Below are 18,418 nucleotides of genomic sequence, written 5' to 3'. Positions count from 1 at the left end.
CAATGCAAAACAGCGACTCCCTGATAACGGGGAATCGCTGTTTTGTTGAGTTTTGCATTTTCTAAAATGAACCAAAGGCCCATTCTAACATATCCACTTTATTTGTAGACATTCAATTCAGAGATCGACCACCAATAATTCGACGGACCTGCCAGCTCGATTCTGAAATATCTCGCTTGCTGCTCAGGAAAGCTCAAACTTTGAACAGCAGTACTACCTGTTCCGGAAGTAATTTCTGTCCACTGCACGGCATCTTGGGAAGCATATACCCGATAAGCAGCAGCATAATCATCCGGTCTGGAAGCAGAGTCCAGCTCAATTTGCTTGAAGCTAGTAACGCTGCCCAAGTCTACTTGGAGCCATTGACCTGCCGCTTGTGGCGCACCAGTGGTCCAGCTTGTATGCTTGTCCGCGTCTAGGATATTCAGCAGACTTGAGTCTCCATAAGTAGAACCTGTAACCGTCCATGCCGCACGGTCCAGGACGATCGGAGCGTCATTCTCTGGAGCTTCACTTGGCAAAGCTTGTCGCTTGGCAATTCCGGAATTACGAATTTCAAGATCTGCGACAGACCACCAGTTGCTGGCCTGCCCGGTTTGAAGTATCTTGATGTAACGTGCCTTTTGCTCCGGCAGTGTTATACGTTGATAACCTTCGGTTCCTTTTCTGTTTGCTACAGGCTGGCCCCAATTCACACCATCGTTCGATACATAGATTTGGTAGCCCCGGGCGTAATCCGAGTTAGAATGGCCGGAATTCAACAAGAGCGTATTAAAAGTCTGTGTCTGCCCCAGATCAACGCTCAACCACTGGCCATTCGTCTGCTTTTTTCCAGTGCTCCAGCGGGTATCGTTGCTACCGTCTACCAGATTGGCTGTCATTTCTGCACCGTTGCTGGAAGAAGCCGTAATCTTCCACTGAGAGCGATCCTCTAGAGGAATGCTTGGAGTCTCCTGCAAGGGTTCTTTCCCTTTATTGAGTTGTGCAGCTGAAATTTCGGAAATGGACCACCAGCTGTTGGAAGAATCCTGCAAAGCTACTTTAACATATCTGGCCGTCTGCAGTGGGAAAGACAACGCCATACTTGGTGCTGTACCTACGCCGCTAGCTATTGGCTGTCCCCAATCCTCTCCGTCCTCGGAGACATAAACCGCATAGCTGTTGGCATAATCGCCATAGTTAGTCCCTGAGTTGACGAAAAGTGTATCGAATTGTTCTGTTTGTCCCATATCTACTTGAACCCACATCTTGTCGGTTTGAGCTGTACCACTGGACCAACGAGTATCCAGTTTGCCATCGAGCATCTTCTCAGGCCCTTCACCGCCTGCACTATTGGATGCCTTGGCTGTCCATGCCGAACGATCCAGGTAACGAACACCAGCACCAGCTTCAGGACCGGTAAGCTTGGTTTCTTTGGTCGGATCTACAGAGACGATAGCGGAAGGATAGACCGTTGCCGTTCCCACTTTGCCACTTGCATTATAGAAGTTGACCGTTTTGTCCACTTCAGATGGATTCCACACTTGCGCAGTATACTTCGTTCCATCGTAGTATACGGTTGCTGCTGGATCATCAGCCCAGATATCTGTGGAACGATTTCCAAGCGAAGCCATGCTATTAACGAACCAATAGGTATTGAATACTTCATTCTTCTGCATATCTTTCGGATTCCACTTGGCCAGAACGGCTTGCGGCTCGCTCAGACTTTGGAATGGCCAAATAAGATGCTGCCAGACGTCCTCAGGTCCGTTGTTATCGATAACGAGACCATCATATAGCGCCTTCGCTTTCTCTGGCTCGCGACCATAATAAGTCATCCACTCTGCGGTTGGCAGCCAGTGAATACCGTAAATATGCTGCGGATTTCCAGAGAAGAAGGTTCCATACAAGTAGGAACTACCATAGACTTGGCCTACAATATGATGCGGATAATCCTTGAGCCAGATGTCTTTATCATAGTTGAACCAGTATTGCTCTACAGCTTTCTCTTCAGTGGTAAAGCCCCAAATCCCCGCATTACGGTAAGTATCGTTTCCGGTAACTTCACCCCACATATATTCGCCTACCCAGCCGAATAGCGACTCTCCACCGGCTTCGAGGTTGTTGCCGCTCTGGTTATCGGCATAACCGCCTGCCCAAGAGTGACCTTCATATGGATCAAAGTTACGGAACCACGGGAACAGGTTGTCCGTACGTGAAGGGTTCGCATAGTCACGAATCAGTGTCTCTACCATCGGACCATAATCGGCTACGAATTCCTTATCGAATTGTCCCAGAACAGCAGAAGCAAAGACGTAGTATCCGTAAGTAAAGTGATGATCGGTTAAGCCAACATTCATGCCGAATCCGCTATGGTAAGGCATGAGCGCGCCCCACTCTGGTGAATAGTGGAAGTAGTGAGAATGCTTCGGTTCATCCTCGGAGTACGTATACCAATCTGTCAGGATCGTTTTAATCCAACCCAAATAACGATCTCTTCTCTCGGTATCGCCAATTTGGTCACTGATCAACGCTCCGACTCCCAGTGGGTGAAGCTTCTTACCCTGCCAATAAGGATCGAGAATCATCAGGCCTCCGGCCATATCTGCATCCAGCATATCCAAATAAGCGATCAGCTCAGAACGAGAATAGCTGGAATTGTTCGGCTCTGCAAATTGCGGCACAATCCCGTTAAATCGATCTGTCGTTGTGAAGACATTGCCCTTATGCACCTTCATATCGCCTCTAATGGAAGGATAGGTCAGATCGGTAAGCGGCGAGTTCGTGATTTTCCATTGGTGAGGCAATAGTGCTGCAAGCGTTTCGTCAGAGAAACCAGGACGTTTCAACTCAGTCACCGCAGTGAAGCTGGTATTTACAAGTGCTTGATTTTGATCATAGTTATAGTCTACCTGTGTGTCGGTGACAAAAGCATAACCGTGCTGATAATACAACTTCAGGTCGCTTGCGGAAGGCAGTGCAGCCAGAGACAGGTAATCTCCTTCACCAAGCTTGATTTTCAGCATGCCGCCCAGTTTCGTGAATGTCGTACCTGGAGGAACGAACACACCGTAATTACGTACAAACGTCTGCGGCTTAGGCGCCTTATCTTTGTTGGTCACGGTAATCCCGATATGATCAGCCGTCCAGGTCTCGCCGTCTTCTACTTGCAGCGGCTGACCCTGGTCATCGAACAGACCTGTAATTGCCGGTGATTGAAGAATAACTGCGTCTGGGTTCTCGAAAGTGTTGTAAATATAAGGCGAACCTTTGACGAAGGTCGTTTTGATTTTAGCTGTTTCGTCATCACTCAGAATAACACTCGCGGAGTAATCACCGTATCCGGAGACTTTGGTCTTCATATCCGCCGGGCTAATGCTATTGGTGCTGAGATAGAGATCCGGATCTCCGTCCGCATTCATCGAGCCACCATCGCCAGAAGTATATCCGGCTCCAGGATTCAGAATCGCCAAGCCCTGCTTCGTGTAATGGCTCTTAAATGGAAGTGTGATGAGGCTGTTTCCATCGCCCAAGTTAGAGATCAGAATACTTTGCCACCATCCGTTAGACGGAATTGGCGACTGGATATCAGCAGTGCGGTACTTCGGAGATTTTGGCGACAATTGTGTAATATCGTTAATCTCGTAGCTTCCTGCACCTACCTTGACAGCGGCTGGAGCCAGAATCTCGGGAATCTCATGCACTGGCTTTGAATCTCCTTCGCGGTATGCATGCACCTCGAATTCAAACAGTGAGTAGCCAAACTCTGTAGTACGAGCATGCCCGAGCATTCTCACATAGCGCGCATCGGCATAGAGATCAATGGTTTCTTTGCCGCCGAAACCATTCATCTGACGGTAAACCGTGGTCCAGTTCTGCGCATCATCGCTCACCTGAATGTCATACGCGCGTCCGGCAGCTCCTTCCCAATCCAGAACGACGCTACCGATTTCACTTTTCTGACCCAGATCCACGTAGATCCATTCCGAGTCCGTATGCTTGGAGGACCAGCGTGTACCACGGCTCCCGTCGGTCGCATTCTCCTTCCGGTAATCCTTCTCTGGCAATCCTTCCTTACCCTTCTCAACATTCTCTTCCGAGGAAACCGTTACAGGCTTATTCAGAGCAATATTCGGTGCAGCGGGCTTGGGAGGTAAATTGACTCCACCCGTACCGAATACCTGGAATTCAAAAATCGAAATACCATAGGCCGGTTGTGAACGCTCTGTGCTGAATAGACGAACATAACGTCCCTTGGCAGAGAAGGACTCATCCGTCTTCGTGCTCTGATTGTTCTTAGTTGAATAGACAGGTGTCCAGTTCTTTTCATCATCGGATACCTGGATTTCAAATGCTTTGGAGTAGGCATTCTCCCAATCTATGGTGACACGGGAGATCGAAGCGCTTGCCCCAAGATCTATGTAGATCCACTGTGGGTCTACACCCCAGATACTTTCCCATCTGGAGTCTTTGTTGCCGTCAACAGCCAGATCGGGCTTGTGAGCACCTGATGATGAAGAAGCATATACAGGACGATTTAGAGACATAAGATAGTTTTCCTGCTCGGCTTGCTTATGTACGGATTGTGCTTGCACTAGTTGCGGTTGAAGGTTGAAGGAGCCTGTGAGTGCGAGTGCACTGATCAGTCCTGCAATAACCGTCTTTTTCAAACTGTTTTTCCTCTTCCTGTGGTACGAATACAACATAAATTCTCTCCTTTATTCTAGTAATATATCCCACCAAAAAAATTAATTGGTTATACTAATATCGGACTCAATTTTTAATTTTTAACCTGCTTTTTAGCGGGTTTTGCGAGCTTATCTCACCGATAATTCTGAGAAAAACCCAGTTAAATCAAGCATTGATAACGCTATCAACAATTGAAAGACATGGTGGGAAAATCCAACATGAGAACTATAAAAACATGCCAAAAGGCCTCAGAGTCCCGACAGGTCAATCAGGGGTTTCTTATCACTTTATTACAGATGCTACTTTTCACCCTCCTTTCCCGTTTCTTAGCATCTAAGCCAAAAAGGCTGCTTCCCCATAGCATGCAAGGAAACAGCCTTAGACAAATTGTAAGTTTTTTAGATGAAGCGACACTTATTTTTTCAGATAGATTGGAGCGCCGAACGGAGAAGCAGCCGCACCGCCATCTACGCTAATTTCAGTTCCCTGAATATAAGAAGAATCATCAGAGGCCAGGAACAAGGCAACACTAGCAATCTCCTGCGGCTCACCGAGACGGTTAAGGGGGATCGAGCGGGACAGGACAGACTCCAGTTGATTCATCCCTTCTGTAGTAGATTGTCCCCAAATCGGTGTGCGTGTCGCCCCTGGAGAGATCGTATTCACACGAATTCCGCGGGGTGACAGTTCGGAGGCTAGCACTCTTGCCATGCTGCCTACTGCCCCTTTGCTGGCTGCATATGCAGCATATCCAGGACTTCCAGCCGTAGCAAGCACCGAACTATTCAAGATGATAGAAGACCCATCTTTTAGATGAGGCACAGCCGCTTGAACGGTAAAAAAGACCCCCGTAACGTTAACCTTTAGTACTGTTTCAAAGACGGAGAGTTCTGTCTCACCTGTTGGTGTTTGTGCGGAAATACCAGCATTGGCGAATACAATATCCAATCGGCCAAATTTCTTTACTGCAGCTGCTACAGCTTGCTCGCCACTTATTGGGTCTGCCGCATCGGCCTGAACAGCCAGGCTATTCTCGCCCAGTTCTGCTGCCGCCGCGTCCAATGTGACCTGGTTGCGGCCGGTGATTACTACTTTGGCTCCTTCTGCGATGAACAATTTTGCCGTAGCCAAACCAATACCGCTATTTCCCCCTGTAATCAATGCTACTTTCCCATCCAATTTACCCATTGTCACTCGCTCCTTTGTATATGTGTAGTTTCATTTTGAATGCCGCATTCTATCGAGAATGATCATTCTCATATATAGTAAAAATTTTTTATATTATTTTAGTTATATCCCTCTCTTGCCTCCTCTCAAAGTGATATTAACATATTGAGACCGATCGGTAAATAATTATTTTCACCGATCGGTCTCAAATAAAAGAACAGATCGTCTATCCAACTTTCGTTGGTTAGGACGATCTGTACTTCTCCTGTTATTCCTTCACGGTTTCCCGCAATAGAACTAGATTATAAACTGCACACCTGTATATTCCTCGCTCAGCGTCCATAACCGGGTGGCCAGTTCTGGATCAATTGCCCAAGGACGCACTCCCGAAGGTTTAAGACTGTCAGCGGGAACGGCTTCGGCGATATCCACATCTTCACAATAGACGCCGCCAAGCCCCTCGAGTTGTGTGCTTACTGCGCACCACACGCTAGTAGCCGCACCTTGCTCAATCGTCTTAAAGTGGGCATTTTGTTCATTGCTTAGCGTACGGCCCTGCTCGTCCTTTACAGGTCTGGGACCAATTTCTTCAGAGGTCAAATCCCGGCCGAGGCCAGTATCGGGGATCAGTCCCGGATGAAGCGAGAAGGCGCGGACGCTTCGGGACTTCCCGCGTTTATCGAGTTCCAGCGCAAATAATATATTGGCACTCTTGGATTGACCATAGGCTTTCCATTTATCGTATTCCCTATGCTCATAATTGGGATCATCCAGCTCAACACTGCCAAGCCTGTGCCCCCGTGAAGAGACAGCGATCACCCGTGCCCCATTCGCTTGTTCTAAGGCTGGCCAAAGTCTTGCCGTCAATTGGAAGTGTCCGAGATGATTCGTGGAGAACTGCGACTCATATCCGCGAGCATCGCGTCTTAGTGGAGTAGCCATGACGCCTGCACTATTAATAAGAATATGCAAAGGTCTCCCGGTGGCGAGAAACCGTTCGGCAAAAGCGTCAATAGACGCCGGGTCCATCAAATCCATCGTATCCAGCTCCACACCGGGAATACCACTTAACGCCTCCTGCCCCTTCTCTATGTTACGCACCGGAACAAGCACACTAGCTCCAGCATTCGCCAGAACACGGGTCGTTTCAAGACCAATCCCAGAATAGCCACCCGTTACAATGACGACCTTGCCCTTCAAATCCACATTCCCGATGACCTCTTGCGCAGTCGTTGTAGCACCAAACCCCGACTGTAGGGGCACTTGCATTCTATGTTCACTCACATTCCTCATGCTCCTTTTTCTTTAGTTTACTCATTTTTTACAAGCTATCCAGCGAAAGCTTAATCACAGCATACATCTTAAAGGACACTTTAAGTCAACAATCATTGCAACCGAAAGAACCTGTAAACGAAGGCCGCAATGGGCTTTAGTCTACAGGCTCACCAGTTAGAATGCTGTTCATACAATAGTTTCATCTCAATTCCCCCTTGAGGAAATCCCAGCAGTTCTGCTAATTCATAGTCATCGTATTTATTTGCTTTTTGCAAAACAAATATTTTATACTCATTTCGCAGAAGAAATGCTTTAAGAATGAATGATGCTTCATTTCAACCCCTCCTCGGTCACGCGGAGCTTCAACGTCTAGAGGATAGTCTGATTGATGATTTTCAATAACATCACAGAAACTATGTAATTCGGATCACTCTACACAACATTATAATACAGGGAAGGATGAGCGATTACCCTATGAAAAATGCCAGTAAAGAAAGCATAGTTATGTTGTTGCTAGGTATAGCGGTAGCTGCCGTCAGACTCTGGATTGTAAATTTACCTGAACAGGGTAACCACAAAGCGGTAGGTTCATAAAACAGTGATACTCCTAAAGAGAAAGACAAATCATACTGATGTTGAGGATAGGGAAGTCATTATTTTTGTGCATGGCCTGGTAGGCACGATCAGCGGCTTCAAGAGAGAGATTACGGAATGCGGCAAAACCTACCGGTGCATCGCTTACAACCTGATTGGACACGGAGATGACCGTGGAGAGAAAAAAGCTTTTTCCATGGAGTTGCTCGTTCAGCAGTTAAAAGAAATCTACGAAGCTAATAACATTACGCGTGCTCATTTGTGCTGTTTGAGTTATGGCGGGTATATCGGTATACTCTTCGCACAGCAATACCCGGAGTACGTGCAGAGCATTTGCTATATTGGCGGGCATTATAACAATCCTTCCGAGCTTTTCGATGTGTTTCATACTCATTATCATAAGAAAAGCTCCAACTATAAAAGCTGGCTAAAGGATTATGCACGCGCCATCTATCCCAAAGGAAAGTTCTGGGACAATCATTACTCAGTCGTTTCGGAAGGTATCTACTACACATGGGGTCTGAAACTGGAGGAGTCGATTATCAAGGAGGCGATCCGGCACCGCTTGGAGATTCCAATCAAGCACATCATCGCCCGCCTGCAAATTCCGATTCTATGGGTCATGGGGGAACGGGATGAATTGTATAAATCCTGCTTGTATGACCTTCACGAGTTGAACCCGCGCATCAAATACTATGAAATCCCCAGTGCCGGTCATGCCGCAAATGTGTTTCGCCCTTCAGCTTTTCTTGAACTATACCTTGGCTTTCTTACAGCCGTGAATTGAATACTGGCTTTATCTCCAAAACGTCGGATACCGGCGTTTTTTGTCTAGGTTGTTGACTATCAAGGCTACAAGAACAATGACGATTGCCCCAGCCAACACTGGTGTGAATAGAAAAGACCAACCGCTACCGGCCGTAATCACAACTAGCGGGTCTGCACCTGCCGGGGGATGTGTTGTTTTGGTCAGCATCATCAGTCCAATCGCAAGTCCTACTCCGACAGCCATCACCACTATCCCCTGTCCGAACAGATGATACAAGACCAAACCAATCAATGTAGAGATCAAATGTCCACCGATGATGTTCCTGGGCTGTGACAATGGGGCATCCCACACACCGAAGGCTAGCACGCAGCTTGCTCCGAATGGTGCCATGATCCATGCTTCCAGAGTAAATTTCGTCAAAAACGACAAAAGAGCAATCGCAATAAATCCGCCAACCGCACCGATGGCCGCATTCTTCGGCAGTACCTTCAGCGGACTCCTTCCCTCCCCTTTCATTTTCTGCAAAAAATCAGTCACAGAATTGTTATCCACGTCCACACCTCAATATCACATCTAGTTAGTCATTAATTTATATTACATATAATTACGGCTGTCAATAAATCTGCCCTTTACAAAATATACCTGAATCATACGTGAAACGCTCTGGAAACCCCATTGATAATAAGGTAGATCCCAATGATTCTCAGTATTACTCTGGACGTCCTGTCATCTTTTCTAAAAATAATCCGCCCAAGTGTTTCAATGAATACGTTAATGAGAATCCCAACTATTAATTCCACAACGCCTATAAGCTCCATCCTGTCCAATCACTTCCCCACTAATATTTTCAATCCTAATTCAACCTTTCAGCAGTTTGATTTCCCTGCTCATAAAGAGTAGGCCAGCAGCTAATCCCAGCATGCCAATCCCCACGAATACACCCAGCGGAACCCATTGTGAGCCAATGGCATGGTGATCGAAAATAACCGCTGATAGGGATTGTATGGCCCATGATTCCGGAGTGAACTTAGAGATCATCTGCATGATTTTCGGTGCCATTTCCATGGAGAAAAATGAACCGCCCAGCATACCCGTTACGGCTATGATCATTGAAGCGAGGGACGTAAATTGTTTCTGACTTCTCATAAACGGGATAACAACCAAAGTGATACTGGTTAACGCAAATAAATAAGCGGCGAACAGAACCCCTATCGCCAGCATATTGTCCGCGATGCTGACCTTCAGCAAATACTTGCCGGCAAGTAATATGACCAGTACATGAGTGGCACCAAATAGATAAGTCGCCGTCATTTTGGACAGCAGATACTTCCTGTAGTCGATGGGTGTACTTAACAGTCTACTCAGCGTATTGTTCTCTCTTTCATCGATGAAAGTTCGCAATCCCTGAATGACGACAAACCAAATGAACATAACAAGGAAGCCTATTAACCTTGCTGTAACATTATCATGGGTCTTCTCTCCACTATTTAAGGTTTGGTCATCTATTGTGATATTAGAGTCTTCATTGATGCCCTTCATTACACTTGTTGTAAGCTCGGAGACATCCAGCTTCAGATCAACAGAGACTACGGCTGCATCTCTGACGACTTTTTGAAGTGTACTAACTTCTCCTTTGATGATTTCTTTCAGAATGGTGCCTGCACCGTTTTCATAATTTTGTACAAAGTGGATAGGCAAATCTTTATGTGATAACAAAGAATTGCCGAAGCCCTGGTTCACCACCAAAGCAAAGGGGATATCCTGCTCATCCACCTTTTTTGTGATCGTAGCTTCATCAGAATGCACAATCTTCACATCCTCATGCTTCCCGATCATATCCATGAGTTGATGCGAATACACACTATGGTCGGCATCGGCAACGTATAAGCTTGACTGACTGTTCCCTTGTGCAAAAGAGAATAAGAAGGTCAGAATTAAGGGCACCGAAATCGTCGCAAGTACCGCGATTCTATTCCGAAACATCAGCGTCAGTTGATTTTTTACCATGACTATAAATTGCACGTTTATTCCATCCTTTTCCGCTGTATACCATAATGTTAAAGATCATAAATATCGTGCCTATCCCTACAAGCTCCAACAAATCAATATACATGCCATCAAGGCCAACACCTTGGCTAACCTTCAAATAGGAATTTATCGCTTTTCCGTTCGGGATGATCTCCTGAAAGAACCGTAAGCTGTCTGGTAATCCACTTTTACTGATAAAGCTGCCGCCCAAAAAGCTGAAAATGTACAGCACAGGAGAAGCCATGCTGGACACCGCCACATGGTCTTTTGCAGTAAAACCCCATAGAAGAATAATGCTGCCAATAGCAAACGCATAAACCACTGTGATTACAAAGAGTTCAAGGGGGTTCCCCCACTTCATCTGGAATACAACCCGGCTAATAATGATCACAATGCTCATTTGCATGACCACCGCTAAAATAATGCCAAATAGCTTGCCCAGCACATACTGTATGTTGAGCGTTGGTGTAGACCTGATTCTGAACAGGGTATGGCTCTGCTTCTCATCTACGATGCTGTGAACCAGTACAAATGCTGTCATGATGGAGAACATTACAACCATAGCGATCGAGTAATATTGCATGGCGCTTATAGGCGCAGCTGCTTCATTGGTTGTGACGCTAGGGATCTTCAGAGAAAGCTCCGCACTGCTCGACAATTGGCTCATCACTTGCTCGACTTTGTCCTTAGGAATAGCATTGCCCTTGCTACTGATGGCCTGAAGAATCGTCCTTTGTTCAACGTTCATAGTCCTAATGCTTGCACCGAACTGATCCAGAATCGTCGCGATGATTTCTTTATCCAACGTTTTATCGTTATCACCAATAAGAACGATTTTCGTTTTTTCATTACTTAAGGCCGCTTTCGTAAAATCTTCCGGTACATAAACAAACACGGAGGCCTGACCGTTCTCGACAAGGTGTTTTCCCTGCATATAGCTGCCCGCTTCTATTAAATGAATAATGTTCTTAAGATCCTCTTGTTTGAGGACGGTATCTCTCAACACATTTCCCAGAGACATGGAAGAGTTCCCGTTCCCGACGGTGCCTGTATCTGAATTATAGAAAGCTACATCAAAGGCTTTGATTGGAGACCTGGAATCACTGAATACCGTTCCTAAAATAAGAATCAGCAGGGATGGAAACAGTATTAGTTTTAAATAAAATGACTTGTTTTTGGTTAACAACCGAAGATCCAGCAGAAATAAACGCAATAGTTTTCTCACCAAATCACCCCCTTATTACCCCCTTAAGGCCTTGCCTGTAATCTGCAAAAACATGCTTTCCAAGTTCACTTCCTCATATTTAAAGCCGGTGAGCTTGATTCCTAATCCTTTGATGTCGTCCACAATCTCAATCACATTTCTCCCACTCATGGAAACCAGCATGCTAATTTGATTACCCGTTACAGTAACCTTGGAAATACCAGGAATCTGACTTAACTGCTCAATTGTACCTTCACTAGCAGCGCTAAAATTCACTGTCAACGTATCGCACGCGGCCAGGTTCTGCTTCAATTCTTCTTTTGTCCCCAGTGCAATCAGGGAGCCATGGTCAATAATGGCCACATTCTTGCACAAGTACTCTACTTCCTCCATGTAGTGACTTGTATAAATTACCGTCATTCCTCTCTCCTTGTTCAGTTTTTTCACCGTCTCTAGGATATGATTGCGGGATTGTGGATCAATGCCTACAGTAGGTTCATCCAGGATCAATAATTTAGGATTATTCATGAGGGCAATTCCGATATTGACCCGGCGCTTCATTCCTCCAGAGAACTCGGCAACATCCTGATTTTTCTGATCCTGTAATTCGATGATTTCCAATACCTCGTCGGTTCTACTCTTCAGCCTTTTCCCGAAAAGTCCGTATAAGCTACCGAAGAACTCCAGATTTTCTTTGGCGCTTAAGGCTTGATACAACGCTAGATCCTGCGGCACAATGCCCATGATCTTTTTGATTGCTATAGGCTGTTCCCTAAGAGATTTGTTATCAATGTTTATACTTCCACTGGTTGGTCCAAGCACTGTGCTGATCATGGATACGGTCGTCGATTTACCGGCTCCATTGGGACCTAACAAACCAAAGATCTCACCACTGTTCACATGTAACGAAATGTTGTTGACCACCGTGACATCGTTATACTTTTTGGTCAAATTCATTAATTCAAGCATTCGCAATGCACTCCCCGCTTGCATTTCTTGTTCTGCTATCATTCTACCCCCGCTTCCTTTTGAAAAATATTCACTATAGTACTCAATCCGGGTATTACTTTAGTTATCAATTGGAGTATTACTTTCGTCAGGTTCAACAAAAATAAGCCGCTGCCTAAGTCAAACGCCTGCAGAACAGACGGACTTAACAGCGGCATACTGGAAACGAAACGGTGAGGGAAGAGATAAAGCTTTAACAATTTAGAGAGGGAGCAGACACGGCTCTAAAGAAGCTGCGTCAGAGCGCTTTTTGCAGGTATAGCGTTAGCTCGGTTCTATTCTTTAACTCGAGTTTCTCAAGCATCCGGGAGACATAATTTTTGACCGTACCTTCTGTGATAAATAAATCGTTACTGATCGCCTTATTGCTTTTCCCCTCCATAATCCTTCTGGCCACTTCAAGTTCGCGCGGCGTAAGCAGCTGCATGATTTGCTCGTTGTGTGTATTCTCGGCACTAAATTCTTTATTGTGGTGTACTGCATTCAGTGCATTCACTACTTCCCTAGTAATCTTGGGGTTCAGCAGGATATTGCCTTCGCGAGCAGTTTTAATAGAAGCAATAATTTCCTGAGCGCCTGCATCTTTAAGGAGGTATCCATCGGCTCCATTCTTAAGTCCTGTAAAAATATATTCGCTATCATTAAATGTGGTAAGAATAATAACCTTGATCTCCGGGTATTTGGCTTTCACCAATTTTGTGGCTTCGATCCCGTCCATTACAGGCATCTTAATATCCATTAGAATCACTTCAGGGGAAGTGTATGTGAGCAGCTCCAGAGCCTCCTCTCCATTGGCCGCTTCGCCGATCACATTAATCTCTTTGTGTAAGCTCAGAATCATTTTCAAGCCTTCTCTAACAATCTGCTGATCATCCACTATAACGATATTCACCATGAACAGCCCTCCTTACTTATCAACCTTGAAAATCAACAGCAATTTTAGGAATACTAGCCTCAACATTGAATCCTGGAGCCTGACTACAGTAAAAGCTTACCGTTCCACCCAAGGCTGTAATCCTGTTTTCTATTCCTTGAATCCCATTGGACTTAATGATCTCCGTGCATTTTGCTCCATTATTATGAATGAGCAGGGAGATTTGATCCATATTCTTATGGATATCAATGGAGAAGTATGTGGCCTCGCCATGTTTGATCCCATTCGTTATAGCTTCCTGCACCGTTTTATATATACAATGTTTGATATCGGAATCCACCCGTTCAATATCATCGTCCATGTTCAGTTCAAACTGAATCTTATTCGTCCCTTGGAAGTTGGCAAAGATTTCGTGAAGCGACTCAAGAAGCTCTTTTGAAGCAGGCTCTTCCCTCAGGAGAACTACAGCCTTCCGCAGATTAACGATACATTCCTTGGACAGCTCATGAGATTTGGTGATCGCCACTTTAGCCTTGTTCGGCTCCACATCCACGGTAGCGTTCGCATATTCAAGATTCATATTCAAGGCTACGAGGTAATGGCCGAGAGAATCATGAAGCTCTTGGGCAATTCTCGTCCTCTCTGTGGAAATGGTCAGCTCCTGAATCTGGCTGGAGTACTCTAGCAACTTCGCATTTGCTACCTGTAATTCTTGATTCAGCCCTTGTGTTTTTGCTTTTTCAATCACGACATTCCGGAACAAGTAGACGATAGCTACAATGATTATGTAAGAAGATAAAATTTCTTTGATAGTCGTATGCTCTGCGAGCAAGGCAACTGTGAAAATAGCGAAATGTAAGCACAACACACTCACCGGAATTTTCTTTGTACTCACAACGATTTCCACAAGTAAAATAATGATGTAGATTTGTGACCCTATACTGTAAGCCTTGAACAATAAAAAACCTGCGAGAATATTGCTAATTATGAAGGAAGTGTACCAAGCGGCGGACATGCTGTTGAATCTCATTCTGAAGTAATCATTTCCTAATGAAAATAAAGTAACACCAACGAGTATAGCGCTCATATGTGCGGTAATAGAGTATTTTTCCAGAATTGTGAACAGGATTGAGATAAGTAAAAAACACTTCATCGCTCTTCCAATAAATACTCCCGATACCTGGGTGGCAACTTGTTTCATAGAATCCCCTCACTATACGCAATCCACTTTTCATTCCTATAATTGGGTATTTATATAATAATCAAAAATCCAATATTTTGAAAGGAGGTCAAGCGGCATGAAGCATACTGCTAATCTCATCTCCCTAAGCCGGATACTTCTTACGCTGTGCATGTTGTTCTTATTCAGACACGTATGGGTCTTCACCTTGTTGTATCTGCTATGTGGGCTAAGTGATGTGCTTGATGGATACATCGCGCGCAAAACAGGCACGCAAAGTGAATTGGGAGCCCGTTTGGATACAGCAGCGGATTTGCTATTTTATACAATGATTATCGTATTTACGGCAAGTTGGCTTGGTCAGGACACGCTGAGCTTTTGGCCGTGGATCATTATCATAGCCCTGGTTCGTATAGCAAACGCCGTCATTGCAGCTTACAAATATCATTCATAGGTTATTTTGCATACGTGGGGCAACAAGCTGACTCTTTAACGGTATAATCCACGGTTCAAAAGCCCATGTTCATCAGCCAGGCAGTCAGCTTCTCTTCCCGTGTCTTGAGATCATTGTTTCTCTTCGCGTATCTACCAAGCCGGAGTTCTGCGGCAATGCTGCCATCGAGCATGTACATCACACGTTCGGCCTGAGCAGCAACCTTGGTATCGTGCGTGACCAATAGGATCGTCGTTCCTGTCTGGTGAATCTCGCCGATAATCTCCATGATCTCCCCGGCGGCCTTGGAGTTTAGCGCACCGGTTGGCTCATCACCAAAGAGAATATCTGGACCATTGATCAAGGCCCGGCAGATGGCTGCCCGCTGCATTTGGCCACCTGACACCTGTGTGATATCCCGTTCTGCCAGTGCTGCAATGCCGGTTCTTTTCATTAAATCAGCAGCTTTTCTATTGATACTTGCGCGTCTGTTCTTGTTCGCACGGTACGCAGGCAGAATGATGTTATCGCGGATATTCAAGTTTTTTAACAGATGCATCTGCTGAAAAATAAATCCCATCTCATGCAGCCGGAGTTCCGCCAGCTCTTTCTCGGCAAGACCGCTGATCTCCCGTCCCTTAAAGATCACCTTCCCTGTGCTAATTCCATCCATGCCACTGATTGTATAGAGCAATGTGGATTTGCCGGACCCGGAAGGCCCCATTATCGCCACGAATTCACCCTGCTCGATCTGGAGCTGGATCTCTCGCAACACTAGTTGCCCGGCCCCTTTCCCTGAAGGGTATGCTTTACTTAACCCGCTGGCTTCCAATATGTACATTCTGTCATCCCCTCTCATTCACTCATCTGTGCCGCAATACTGGATTGTCTGATGGACATCGTGCTTACGAAGGTTGTCATGCCGATGACCAGAACGAAGACTAGCGGGAGCAATCCATATACGGTCATCGGTTGAATCACAAATTGAATCTTTGAAGCCCCCATCACCGATCCAATCACCCGAACCATACTTTGTCCAAGCGTACCGGCGGCCACCGTTCCCAGCAGAATACCCAGTCCAGCTGTCAGCAGCATGCGGACCAGATACTGAGTCTGGATATCCCCTAGTGTGAACCCGATGCTTCGCAGAATCGAGATTGGCGAGGTATCTTTGGCCAGCAACATCTTTAGAAATAAAGAGGTGATCAGCACGGCTATAGCTAGGGAAACGCCAATAATCAGGAGAGTCGCGAGCCGCAGTTGTGTAATCATACTCCCCAGGGTCTGGGATAGATAGCTGTCCAGATGTGTGATTTTAGCGGGATAAAAGAGGTTAGCATATTGATCCACCTTCTCACTCACCCCAACACCCAGCTTGACATCTATAGCCACTACATACCACATAGCAGTCTTAGGGTCGTAAGGGAGTCGCGCTTTTGCCGTTCGTCCCCCGTTCGTGATATCCTGGTAGATTCCGCTAACGATCATTTTCCGCTGTGTTCCACCCACGGCCAGTAACAGTTCTTCCCCAAGCCCTTTGTTCAGCTCTCTGGCGTTCAGATCCGAAAGTGCAATTTCATTACTGCTTTTTGGAGACGTACCTTCGATATAGGATAACGGGAAAATGGAGAAATCCCCACTCTCAACATTCAAGCTCTCCCATACCCCATCGCTTCCCAGCACTTTAAAGCGTGAGGTCACTAGCGGCGAGAACTTCTCAATGTCTGCATCTTTATCAAGCGTTCTCAGCATTGATTCAAACTTCCGCTCGGTAGCCCCCGATTGCTGCAGGTCGATCCGAATATCGCTCTGCCCTATACCCATATAGGTAATAAACTGCGGGGACTGCAGCGTATATAGCAGATTCACCGGTACAATCATGATGAATGTACAGATCATAAGAATAGACAGCAATAACCCGTACATCTTGAAGCGTCCCACCACATCCTTGATCCCGAGGACAATGTTCACGTTCATCCATTTGCGCCGACTGAGCGAAATCATACTGGTGTTCAGTTTCGTTGCCCCGGCCGTGCCAGACCGTAGTGCCTGGGCCGCTGTGATCTGATTTAATCTTCCTAGCAGCAGCTTGCAGAAGAACACGACTGCGCCAAATACAAGACCCACTGCCAGAACAGGAACAAGGTGCTGCAGCAAGCTAGGTGAAGCTGTGCCCAGATACAGGCTGATGTTGGCAGTGAAAATCCGCATCACGGCTAAAGAGGCCAAGTATCCCAGCAGCGAAGACGATGCTGCCATGAGAATGTATTTTGCCATGTAAATCGCTCTGATCTCAGACTGCGGAATCCCGATGGCCTTCATGACACCAAGCTCCCTGTAATCCTCCTCTAGCGCGGCAATCATCGTGAATCTCAGGCATAGCAGGGCAATTATCATTAGTAAAATACTGGCCAAAATAATAACGAGCGCAATGATACCATCGGTCAAGGCATTCAGTGTCTTGAATAACCCATAGTCCACCGTCGGACCTTTAGCGGGTAGGCCTGAAGCTTCATATCTACTACGGAATTCACTGAGTCTGCTCTGATCTGTAAGTTGAAATTCGATCAAATATTCAGAATCCTTGAAGGATTGCTTAAGAACTGTGTAGTCTCTGTCACTCACCACAAAACGTTTGGAGCTGACAAGCGCCGGGTTCATCTGTACATCACGAACGAAATCAACAATGGTAAATGTAGACCGGGTAGCCCCAGCGGAAATGGTGACGGGATCGCCGATATTCAGATGGTTCTGCTGTCTGTAATAGATGGGAACGGCAATTTCTCCCTCCGCTAGCTGAATCACCTCATTGTCCAAATTGAGCAAGAAATCAAACGATGGATTCTGTCTCACAAAACCAATGTCCATCACACTATTAACTTCTGTCTTTGATTGATTCCCTAGCGAGATATTCGAACCATCTATACGCAGCATCTCTACCGTCTGTTGCTTCTTCACTAATGGATTAGCCGAGACGAACCGTTGAATCACTACGTTATTGATTGGACCTTGGTGCATTTGCACAAAGTGGGGTGCGCTCGATTTAAGCAGCAGGTTGTTCAAGGACCCCGACAGCTCCATGATGATATGGGACGCACTGGCCACAAGCAGAGACGATAACATAATGAACAGGAACAGTCCGACCGTCACGATTTTATTACGCTGAAAATCCTTTATGGCAATCTTCAACAGCATCTTTCCGTATCCCCTCCTCCCCT

General features: G+C 46.0%; 13 protein-coding genes. 2 read left to right on the top strand and 11 right to left on the bottom strand.

Annotation, left to right across the window (positions count from 1 at the left end):
• Positions 1–98: 98 nt before the first annotated feature.
• The 3 genes from AC3Y23_RS05270 to AC3Y23_RS05260 form a co-directional block, all read right to left on the bottom strand.
• Positions 99–4,649, bottom strand: coding sequence for a discoidin domain-containing protein (locus AC3Y23_RS05270; protein ID WP_379196396.1), 4,551 nt, complete (start codon positions 4,647–4,649; stop codon positions 99–101).
• 433 nt (positions 4,650–5,082) lie between these two features.
• On the bottom strand, positions 5,083–5,856 hold the full coding sequence (locus AC3Y23_RS05265; protein WP_379196395.1) for an SDR family NAD(P)-dependent oxidoreductase: 774 nt from the start codon (positions 5,854–5,856) through the stop codon (positions 5,083–5,085).
• A gap of 276 nt (positions 5,857–6,132) precedes the next feature.
• Complete coding sequence (locus AC3Y23_RS05260; protein WP_379196393.1) at positions 6,133–7,128, bottom strand: oxidoreductase; 996 nt, start codon at positions 7,126–7,128, stop codon at positions 6,133–6,135.
• Positions 7,129–7,711: 583 nt separating this feature from the next.
• Between AC3Y23_RS05260 and AC3Y23_RS05255 the strand changes: the two genes are divergently transcribed.
• Positions 7,712–8,491 (top strand): alpha/beta fold hydrolase, encoded by a 780-nt coding sequence (locus AC3Y23_RS05255; protein WP_379197110.1) that lies wholly within the window; start codon positions 7,712–7,714, stop codon positions 8,489–8,491.
• 9 nt (positions 8,492–8,500) lie between these two features.
• Here AC3Y23_RS05255 and AC3Y23_RS05250 read toward each other — a convergent pair whose 3' ends face one another.
• The 6 genes from AC3Y23_RS05250 to AC3Y23_RS05225 all read right to left on the bottom strand — a co-directional run bounded on the left by AC3Y23_RS05250 (position 8,501) and on the right by AC3Y23_RS05225 (position 14,788).
• Positions 8,501–8,989: an HPP family protein gene (locus AC3Y23_RS05250; protein ID WP_379197108.1), complete on the bottom strand. Its 489-nt coding sequence runs from the start codon at positions 8,987–8,989 to the stop codon at positions 8,501–8,503.
• A gap of 342 nt (positions 8,990–9,331) precedes the next feature.
• The gene (locus tag AC3Y23_RS05245) at positions 9,332–10,480 is read right to left on the bottom strand and encodes an ABC transporter permease (protein WP_379196391.1); all 1,149 of its coding nucleotides are present in this window, start codon (positions 10,478–10,480) and stop codon (positions 9,332–9,334) included.
• A complete protein-coding gene (locus AC3Y23_RS05240) occupies positions 10,443–11,726 on the bottom strand; it encodes an ABC transporter permease (RefSeq protein ID WP_379196389.1) in 1,284 nt (427 codons plus the stop codon). Before AC3Y23_RS05240 ends, AC3Y23_RS05245 begins: the two co-directional genes overlap by 38 nt.
• Positions 11,727–11,741: 15 nt before the next feature.
• On the bottom strand, positions 11,742–12,674 hold the full coding sequence (locus AC3Y23_RS05235; protein ID WP_379197106.1) for an ABC transporter ATP-binding protein: 933 nt from the start codon (positions 12,672–12,674) through the stop codon (positions 11,742–11,744).
• A 277-nt stretch (positions 12,675–12,951) separates the two neighbouring features.
• The gene (locus tag AC3Y23_RS05230) at positions 12,952–13,605 is read right to left on the bottom strand and encodes a response regulator (protein ID WP_379197104.1); all 654 of its coding nucleotides are present in this window, start codon (positions 13,603–13,605) and stop codon (positions 12,952–12,954) included.
• A 22-nt stretch (positions 13,606–13,627) separates the two neighbouring features.
• The gene (locus tag AC3Y23_RS05225) at positions 13,628–14,788 is read right to left on the bottom strand and encodes a sensor histidine kinase (protein WP_379196387.1); all 1,161 of its coding nucleotides are present in this window, start codon (positions 14,786–14,788) and stop codon (positions 13,628–13,630) included.
• A 97-nt stretch (positions 14,789–14,885) separates the two neighbouring features.
• Between AC3Y23_RS05225 and AC3Y23_RS05220 the strand changes: the two genes are divergently transcribed.
• Entirely contained in the window at positions 14,886–15,221 is a 336-nt protein-coding gene (locus AC3Y23_RS05220) for a CDP-alcohol phosphatidyltransferase family protein (RefSeq protein ID WP_379196385.1), read from the top strand.
• 55 nt (positions 15,222–15,276) lie between these two features.
• On the opposite strand, the gene AC3Y23_RS05215 is transcribed toward AC3Y23_RS05220, so the two are convergent.
• Complete coding sequence (locus tag AC3Y23_RS05215; RefSeq protein WP_379196383.1) at positions 15,277–16,041, bottom strand: ABC transporter ATP-binding protein; 765 nt, start codon at positions 16,039–16,041, stop codon at positions 15,277–15,279.
• Between the two features lie 14 nt (positions 16,042–16,055).
• Complete coding sequence (locus tag AC3Y23_RS05210) at positions 16,056–18,395, bottom strand: ABC transporter permease (protein WP_379196381.1); 2,340 nt, start codon at positions 18,393–18,395, stop codon at positions 16,056–16,058.
• Positions 18,396–18,418 lie beyond the last annotated feature (23 nt).

It is taken from the genome of Paenibacillus sp. MAHUQ-45 (assembly GCF_058133325.1).
This window is presented reverse-complemented; position numbering and strand designations above follow the sequence as displayed.